The organism is Salidesulfovibrio brasiliensis JCM 12178 (assembly GCF_001311825.1).
GTDB classification, from domain to species: domain Bacteria; phylum Desulfobacterota; class Desulfovibrionia; order Desulfovibrionales; family Desulfovibrionaceae; genus Pseudodesulfovibrio; species Pseudodesulfovibrio brasiliensis.
In genome coordinates this window covers 19007-27227 of record NZ_BBCB01000039.1, presented here as the reverse complement: position 1 = coordinate 27227, position 8221 = coordinate 19007, and the positions used below count along the sequence as shown (strand labels likewise).

Below are 8221 nucleotides of genomic sequence, written 5' to 3'. Positions count from 1 at the left end.
CTCCGGCAACGCCGCCGTCCAGACAGGCGACGCGCCCGCGGCCCCCTGCGCCCCGGAATTCGACCTCGGCCCGGTGGACTTCAAGCAGGCAAGGGCCGAGTTCGAGGCGCGGTTCCTCGACGCCAAGCTCAAGGAGTTCGGCGGCAACGTCTCGCAGCTTGCCAAGGCAGTGGGGATGGAACGAAGCTCCCTGTACAGGAAGCTCAAGGCTTACGACATTCAGACGGACTGACGCCCTTGCGCAGTTCGTCCTCGATGCGGTCGGGATCGGCGGCGTTGAGTTCGACCATGCGCCGCAGGTGGGTGAAGCTGTCCGGGTCCATGGCCGTAAACTCGATGGCTGTGCCGTCCTCGTCCGAGCGGACCACCTTTGCTTCAATGACTATTCGGATGCCCGGAGCCACGGGCAGGATGAAGTGGCAGTCCTGACCGGCCTGAAAGACATGGCCGCCATGGAGACGGGCGCCGTTCATGCTCAGGTCCACGGTCTTTACCGGCGTGATGACCTCGAACACCTCCACAAAGGCTTCGAACCCCACACCGACCCTGCTACGCCTGCGCTGTTCCGGCAGACACCGGTCCTTGAACCACTTTCCGAATCTTTTGAACATGACTCACCCTACCAGACCCCACGAATCAGGAAAAGAGGACCGCAGTTATTTTTTATGCGGCCCGGCAGGAGCTTAGGCGGTGGCTTTGGCCCAGAAATCCGGCCACACGTCAAGCAGCTTGCGGATGGCCTCGCCGCGATGGGAGCGCGCGTGCTTTTCATCGGGCGAGAGCTCGGCTGCGTGGCGGCCCAACTCGGTATCAAGGAAAATCACGTCGTACCCGAACCCGCCGTCTCCCTTGTACTCGTGGGCGATGCGGCCTTCGTAGGCACCTTCGGTGTATGTCTCAGCCCCGTTGGGCGCGGCCGCGGCCATGACGCAGTGGTAGCGCGCGGTGCGCTTCTCGTCGGGAACGCCCTTCAGCTCGGCCAGCAGTTTTTCATTGTTGGCGTGATCATCGCATTCGGGACCGGCAAAGCGTGCGGAATAGACGCCGGGCGCGCCGCCAAGGTGGTCCACCTCGATGCCCGAGTCGTCGGCCACGGCCACCAGTCCGGTAGCCTCGGCCACGGCACGGGCCTTGATGAACGCGTTCTCCACGAAGGTCTCGCCAGTCTCGGGGATGTCGCCGATCTCGGGAAACTCGTCGAGACTGCGGACCGTGAGGCCGAACGGCTCCAGAAGGATGTTGAATTCGCGAATCTTACCCTTGTTGCGGGTGGCGAGTACGATGGCGTCCATGACGTGTCTCCCTTGTGAGTAGTGGTTTCAAGGGAGGCTTCATACTAGGAGCCGGGCTCTTCCGCAAGGGACTCGATCGCCGCCACGGGCGGCAGGTACAGGGTCACGCTGGTGCCCTCGTTCTCACGGCTGGTCAGCTCCACCTCGCCGCCGAGCTCGTCCATGATCTTGCGGATCATGGCCAGCCCGAGGCCGGACCCCTTGCCCTTGGTGCTGTAAAACGGGCTGAAGAGCTTGTCGCGCAGTTCCGGGGCGATGCCCACGCCGGTGTCCGTCACCGTGAGGCGCACGTAGCCTTCGTCCATGCTGGTTCTGATGGTCAGCAGCCCGCCGCCGGGCATGGCCTCCACCGAGTTCTTGACCAGATTGATGAGGCTCTGCCTGATCTGCTCCTCGTTGGCCTTCACCTTGGCCACGCTCGGGTCCAACTCCAGGTTCAGGTCGATGCCCTGCCCGGAGAAGCCCATTCCCATGACCTCCATGGTGTTGCGAACCGAGTCGTTGAGGTCCATCTCCGTGGCGTCGGCGTCCGTGGGGCGCGTGAAATTCATGATGCTTTTGAGAATGACGTCCAGCCGCTTGGACTCCTCAAGGATAATGGACAGCTTTTCCCGCGAGCCTTCGTCCAGCTCCTCACTTCGCATGAGCGAGTTGGCGAAGCCGCTGATAGTGAAGAGCGGGTTGCGGATTTCATGGGCGATGTAGGTGGAAAGCTCACCGATTGAGGCGAGTTTCTCCGCCTGCTGCAGGCGCTGCTCAAGGTAGGTGCGGCGGGTGATGTCGCGTCTCATGGCGACAACGTGGGAAACGTTGCCGTCCTCGTTGGCTATAGGATAGGTGTAGATGCGATGGTAGTGGGCCCGTCCCTCTTCGTCCACGCTGGTGGCGATGGTCTCCGAGGATTTGCCCTTGCGGATGTTATCAAGGAAGCCGTTGGCCTGCTGGCGCTGGAAAACCGTCTCGACGCGCTCTCCGACGATCTCCCGTTTACTGCGGCCGAGGTTGTCGGCCACGGTCTGGTTGCAGCCCAGCACGTTTCCGTCAACGTCGAGAAAGAGAATCTCCTCGTCGAGCTGATCAATGATGGTCTTGAGCATGGTCTGGGTGTGCAGGAGGTCGAGCTTGCAGGCCACCCAGATTTTGTCAGAGGTCAGAAGGCGGATGAAAAAGTTGGCGCAGTCGCGCTCGACAAGCGTCACGGTATCGGGCAGGCACTTGCGAAGCTCGGTCTGAAGCGGCTTGCGGCCCGACGCCTCGATGATCATGTTGATCTCCGGGTGCTGCTCCAGCATGGACTGCCAACTGCCGTAAAGCGGGATGCCGTGGGCCTGCTCGTAGATGCCGGGCAGGGCGCTCTGGCCGGGCAGGGCAGCGCCGACGATGCCTATCTCCCGAAGGACGGCGTCGTTTGCCTGATCCCGGAACATTTCCCAGAAGGCCATGAGCGCGGGGATATCCCCGATGACGCCGATGGCATACTGCTTTTCCGATGTGATCTCTTGCGCTATGCTCATTTCGTTCATGGCCACCTTGCCGGTTTGACATACCTCAAGGCCCCATTTTACACGGCGTGCACCAAATCGCAACGCCTATTTGCCTGCCCCCATGGGGTGCGGAGGAAGAATGAATCATACCATCAGGGTACATACCGTCAGCCTCGGCTGCCCCAAGAACCTTGTGGACACGGAACGGCTGCTCGGCTCGCTCGGTGCGGGCATGACCCCAACGGACGACCCGCTGGAGGCCGACCTCGTGCTCGTCAACACCTGCGGCTTCATCCAGCCCGCCATCGAGGAATCCGTGGACACCATCCTCGGACTTGCCGAGGAAATCCACGAGCATGGCGAGTCCGGCGGCAAGACCCCGCTGCTGGCCGTTGCCGGGTGCCTCGTGAGCCGCTTCGGCATCGACCTTAAGACGGAGATGCCCGAGGTATCGCTGTGGCTCTCCACCGATGAGCTGGACCGCTGGCCGGACATGGTTCGGCAGGCCCTCTCCCACGAGGCGGACCGCGCCCTTCCCCGCAGAGTGTCCACCGCGCCCTCGTTCGCCTACCTCAAGGTGGGCGAAGGCTGCTCGCACGACTGCCGCTTCTGCACCATCCCCTCCATCCGGGGCCCCCAACACAGCGTGCCGCTGGCGCATCTGGTGTCCGAGGCCGAATCCATCGTGCGCTCCGGCGTGCCGGAACTGGTGGTGGTGGGGCAGGACTCCACTGCCTACGGCTCCGACCTCGGCATGAAGGACGGCTTCCGCAGGCTGATGCAGGGGCTCCTGTCCATTGAAGGCCTGCAATGGCTCAGGACCATGTACCTCTACCCCGCCGGGCTGACCGAAAAGACCCTTGCCTTTCTTGCCGAAGCAGGACGACCGTTTTTGCCCTATTTCGACATCCCCATGCAGCACGCGCACCCCGACGTGCTCAAATCCATGGGCCGCCCCTTCGCCCGCGACCCGCGCATCGTGCTGGAGCGAGTCCGCAAGTTTTTCCCCGAAGCGGCCATTCGCACCACCTTCATCGTGGGCTATCCCGGCGAGACTGACGAGCACTTCCGGCACCTCATGGATTTCGTCAAGGCCGAACGGTTGCAGCACGTGGGCGTGTTCCCCTACTGGCCCGAGGACGGCACCCCCGCCGCCGCCATGGACGGGCAGGTGCCCGACGAGGTCAAGATTGAACGCCGCGACGCGCTCATGGCCCTGCAATCCGAAATATCCGAAGAAATCATGGAGGGGCATGTCGGCAGCGAACTCGAAGTGCTGGTGGAGCGCGAATCCCCGGAATGGCCGGGCCTGTTCGAAGGCAGGGCATGGTTTCAGGCACCCGAGGTGGACGGCCTGACCTACGTGAGCGTGCCCGAAGGCCGCACCCTGACCCCGGGCACCATCGTCACCGTCGAAGTGGAGAGCGCCACCACCTATGACCTTTCAGCGCTGGCTTAGCCACCGCTTGCGGCCCGCACTCGCTTGTACCAAGTTCCCGGCTATCCATTGATCTCCGGGAAAAAACCAACGCATTCAAGGCGTAGGGCATGATACGCATTCTCTTTCTCGGCACGCTGGCCGCCCTGTTCTTCAGCTCCACCTTCGTGCTCAACCGCAGCATGAGCCTTGCCGGAGGGCACTGGTTCTGGAGCGCAGCCCTGCGCTACCTCTGGATGACCGTCCTTCTTTGCGGCTGGCTCCTGCTCAGCGGCAAACAACGCCTGCTGCGCGACACCATCACCACCTACACCCGCAACATCGGCTTCTGGACCGTGGCGGGCTGCGTCGGCTTTGGCGTCTTTTACTCGCTGATCACCTTCAGCGCGGCCTACTCCCCCGGCTGGGTCGTGGCCGCCACTTGGCAGACGACCATCGTGGCCACGCCCATCGTGCTCCTCGGTTTCGGGAAACGCGTCCCGCTTCGGGCCATCCTTTTCACGCTCGTCAGCTTCGCCGGGGTCATCCTCATCAACGTGGAACAGGCCGAACGCCTGCCGATGGCCCAACTGGCCCTCGGCACGCTCCCGGTCCTCGTGGCCGCCTTCGCCTATCCCTTTGGCAATCAACTCGTATGGGAGGCACAGGCCGGAGGCAGAAGCCTCATTCCCGCCATTGACACGCCCTCCATCAGAAACAGTCTCAGCCGCGTCCTGCTCCTCACCCTTGGTTCCGTTCCGCTCTGGATCGCACTCTACATCATCACGCACCGCCCCCGCCATCAACCGGGCAGCTCCTGCAAACCCTTCTCGTGGCCATCTTTTCCGGCGTGGCTGCCACCAGCCTGTTCCTGCACGCACGCCAGAAAGCCCGCACCGCCCCGGAACTGGCCGCCGCAGACTGCACCCAGTCCATGGAGGTAGCCTTCTCGCTGGCGGGCGAAGTGCTCCTGCTCGGCGGCGCCATCCCCCATCTGACCGGCTGGGCCGGATTCGCGCTCATCATAACCGGCCTCATCCTCTATCTCCGCGTCCAAAACTCCTAGCCAGCACACCTAAGCGCATTGACAGCCCCCGGCTTAACTGGTGAACTCATGTTGGATCACCAGTCTCCAACAGCAGGATGACCATGCCCAGACAACGCCTCTCAATCCTCGTGGCCCTCAAAGACGACTTCGAACGAGAACGCCTGACCGAACTGCTCTCACGAACGGCCTCCCGGGTCATGGCCGCGCCCGACGCTGCCGCCGCGCTCAAACGATTCCGCGCAGAAACGCCCGACGTGACCCTCGTGGACATGCACATGACCGGCCCCCTCGGCAAAAGCCTCGTCACCCACATGCGCACCGAGTCCGAAACCGCGCCGCTCATCGTCCTCTACGACCAGTACAACCCGAAACAGCTCCTCGAAGTCATGGAGCAGAACGCCGACGCCTTCCTGCAAAGCCCCGTGGAACCCGAACGGCTGCTGGTGGCCCTGCGCCGCTGCGCCCGCGCGGTCTTTCTGCGCCGCAAACTGGAACAGGCCGACCACGACCTGCGCCGCCTGCTCGACGCCTTCCCCTCCATGGCCCTGTTGGAAAACGGCGGACGCGTTACCTACACCAACCGCCGCCTCGCCAACTACCTCGGCTACGAAGACCACGAAGCCATGACCGCCGACAACGCCGCGCCCGGCGACTTCATGGAACGCCTCAACGGCGACATCTACGAAGGCGGCGACGAGTCGTGGATCAAAACAGTCACCGACGACAACCTCGACGTCGACCACATCATCCATCTGGAAAACCCGGCCAACCCCACCGGCAGAACCGCCGCCTTCTCGGTCAATTACAGCTCCCTGCCCAGTTCCGAACTGCGCATGTTCAGCTTCCACGACGTCAGCGCCCTCGAAGACGAACGCCTGCGGCTGGCCGACGAAGCCTCCACCGACCCGCTCACCAAAGCCCTCAACCGCAGAAGCTTCCTCGCAACCCTTGCCCAACGCATGGCCGTGGCCGGAAACCTCTCGCTCATCATGTTCGACATCGACCACTTCAAGTCCATCAACGACACCTTCGGCCACGACGCAGGCGACAACGTCCTGCGCGAACTGGCCGCACTCGTGCGCGAAAACATCCGCGAAACCGACGCACTCGCCCGCTGGGGCGGCGAAGAATTCATGGTCATGCTGCCCGCCTCGGACTATCCCGAGCAAAAGAAGCCGCCGAACGGCTGCGCGAAGCCATCAGTGAAACCGAGTTTACCGACGTGCCCCGACAAGTGACCTCCAGCTTCGGCGTGGCCCTGCGAGGACCCGGTGAAACCCCGGACGACCTCATCAAACGAACCGATGAAGCCCTCTACGAAGCCAAGGAAACCGGACGAAACAAAGTGGTCATCGGATAGTGTGCCTCCGGCGGCCCTCCGGGGGCTTAAAACCTTTCGGGAAAGGTTTTAAGAATTCCAAAGCTTTTTGGCTCGCCTCCGGCGCAACTGTCCGGAAGCGATAGATTTGCGTCTGCTTCAAACGCCTTCAAGTCAGGGATTGCAAAGGGGATTATCCCCTTTGCCGGGTGCAGGGCAGCGCCCTGCCCGCCGGAGGCTCTCATGAATGAAAAAACCCCTGCGGACTGGTCCGCAGGGGTTTTTTCATTCAGTTACAGGGACGCGCTACATGCCGTGCCGAACTTTGTAGGCTTTGGCAAAGGCGATGGCCTGTTCTTCGGTGTGCACGTCGTCGGCGATCTGCGCCTTGAGCAGTGCTTCGCGGATGGCGCCCACCTGCGGTCCGGGTTTGAGGCCGGTGGCCTGCATGATCTGGTTGCCGTTGAGCAGCGGTTCGATCTCGTCTTCCGGGATCTCGGCGCGTTCGGCCATCTTGATATTGTGGTTGAATTCGCGCCAGGAGCCGCCACGGGCCTTGATGTCGGCGCGGACCATTTCCATGATGCGCGGGTATTCGTCGTGGGCCTTGAGGCGACGGATGCCGCGATCGGTGAGCATGAAGTGCGGGCGCATGTGGTTCTGCACCAGTTCGCAGATCAGGTCGATATCTTCGGGCATGAAGCTGAGGCGCTTGAGAATCTTGCGGGTGACTTTGGCGCCCACGCGGTGGTGCTGCAGGAAGTGCCATTCTTCGTCGTAGTAGTCGGCGGTGTAGAGCTTGCCCACGTCGTGGAACATGCAGGCCACGGTGCCGTACCAGTCGTAGGGCAGCACTTCGGGGTAGCTGCGCATCACGTCGATGGTGTGCTTCAGCACGGTTTCCTCGCCCTCTTCCGGGTTCTTGATCTGCTTCACGCGGGACAGGGCGGCCAGCTCGGGGATGAGGCCGTGCAGGAGCATGGACTCGAAGAGCAGCTCCACGAACTTGTACATGCTTTCGGCCTCGACCTTGCGCCATTCGTCGATGAAGTCGCGGGTGGGCACGTAGTCGAGCACGCGGCGGGCGTTGCGCACGATGGCCACCCACGTGTTGCGTTCGATGTCGAGATTGTAGTTGGCGGCAAAGCGCAGGGCGCGGAAGGCCAGCGCGTAGTCTTTCTTGAGGGCTTCGTCGGCGATGCCTTTGAAGCGGACCGTGCCTTCGGTCAGGTCGGCGAAGTCCGCGTACATGTCCTTGGCCTTGGGGATGTAGGGGCAGACCGAGGACAGGGGGATGTCGCCGCGCGCTTCCAGACGTTTCATGAGCCGGGGGGTCATCTTGGAGACCGACTCTTCGGTGTAGGAGCTCAGCTCCACGTCTGCGGGGTAGAAATAGTAGGTGACGCCGCCTTCCTTGAGGGTCCCGATGATGCCTTTGTCGTCGGAGCCCTGAATGTTGGGGAAAAGCCGCTGCATTTCGGGCAGGGACGCCTCTGTGCAGATGTCGAGTTCCTGTTCGGCCCCGGACTCGGCCAGAGTCAGCTCCTGAAGCCGGGCGTTGATGACGTAGGCGTCAAAGCCGTTGCGCATGATGGTTTTGCAGAAACCGACAGCGTCCTTAAAGGGCTGGCTCATATATCTCCTTCCTTTGGGGTCTTGTTG

At 62.5% G+C, this 8221-nt stretch carries 6 protein-coding genes and 2 pseudogenes; 4 read left to right on the top strand and 4 right to left on the bottom strand.

Annotated elements, in window-relative coordinates:
- The coding region (locus tag JCM12178_RS10585; protein ID WP_177327446.1) for a helix-turn-helix domain-containing protein at positions 1-232 on the top strand (232 nt) is incomplete at its 5' end.
- On the opposite strand, the gene JCM12178_RS10580 is transcribed toward JCM12178_RS10585, so the two are convergent.
- The 3 genes from JCM12178_RS10580 to JCM12178_RS10570 form a co-directional block, all read right to left on the bottom strand.
- On the bottom strand, positions 204-611 hold the full coding sequence (locus JCM12178_RS10580; protein ID WP_054651208.1) for a PilZ domain-containing protein: 408 nt from the start codon (positions 609-611) through the stop codon (positions 204-206). The two genes, JCM12178_RS10585 and JCM12178_RS10580, sit on opposite strands and share 29 nt — an antisense overlap.
- Before the next feature lie 72 nt (positions 612-683).
- Complete coding sequence (locus tag JCM12178_RS10575) at positions 684-1292, bottom strand: XTP/dITP diphosphatase (protein ID WP_054651206.1); 609 nt, start codon at positions 1290-1292, stop codon at positions 684-686.
- Between the two features lie 44 nt (positions 1293-1336).
- Positions 1337-2806, bottom strand: coding sequence for a two-component system sensor histidine kinase NtrB (locus JCM12178_RS10570; protein WP_245628721.1), 1470 nt, complete (start codon positions 2804-2806; stop codon positions 1337-1339).
- A 109-nt stretch (positions 2807-2915) separates the two neighbouring features.
- Here JCM12178_RS10570 and rimO point away from each other — a divergent pair, with 109 nt between their 5' ends.
- The 3 genes and pseudogenes from rimO (at position 2916) to JCM12178_RS10555 (ending at position 6601) form a co-directional block, all read left to right on the top strand.
- Positions 2916-4235, top strand: a complete 1320-nt coding sequence (gene rimO, locus JCM12178_RS10565) for a 30S ribosomal protein S12 methylthiotransferase RimO (RefSeq protein WP_054651202.1) — start codon at positions 2916-2918, stop codon at positions 4233-4235.
- A gap of 89 nt (positions 4236-4324) precedes the next feature.
- A pseudogene (locus JCM12178_RS10560) lies at positions 4325-5259 on the top strand (DMT family transporter).
- A 77-nt stretch (positions 5260-5336) separates the two neighbouring features.
- Positions 5337-6601, top strand: a pseudogene (locus JCM12178_RS10555) (sensor domain-containing diguanylate cyclase).
- A 264-nt stretch (positions 6602-6865) separates the two neighbouring features.
- Here JCM12178_RS10555 and JCM12178_RS10550 read toward each other — a convergent pair.
- Complete coding sequence (locus JCM12178_RS10550; protein ID WP_054651198.1) at positions 6866-8194, bottom strand: HD domain-containing protein; 1329 nt, start codon at positions 8192-8194, stop codon at positions 6866-6868.
- Between the last annotated feature and the right edge of the window lie 27 nt (positions 8195-8221).

Excerpts from the sequence above, each read along its gene's own strand:
- rimO (WP_054651202.1), top strand. The coding sequence starts at position 2,916 with ATGAATCATACCATCAGGGTACATACCGTCAGCCTCGGCTGCCCCAAG.
- JCM12178_RS10570 (WP_245628721.1), bottom strand. The coding sequence starts at position 2,806 with ATGAGCATAGCGCAAGAGATCACATCGGAAAAGCAGTATGCCATCGGC.
- JCM12178_RS10575 (WP_054651206.1), bottom strand. The coding sequence starts at position 1,292 with ATGGACGCCATCGTACTCGCCACCCGCAACAAGGGTAAGATTCGCGAA.
- JCM12178_RS10580 (WP_054651208.1), bottom strand. The coding sequence starts at position 611 with ATGTTCAAAAGATTCGGAAAGTGGTTCAAGGACCGGTGTCTGCCGGAA.
- JCM12178_RS10550 (WP_054651198.1), bottom strand. The coding sequence starts at position 8,194 with ATGAGCCAGCCCTTTAAGGACGCTGTCGGTTTCTGCAAAACCATCATG.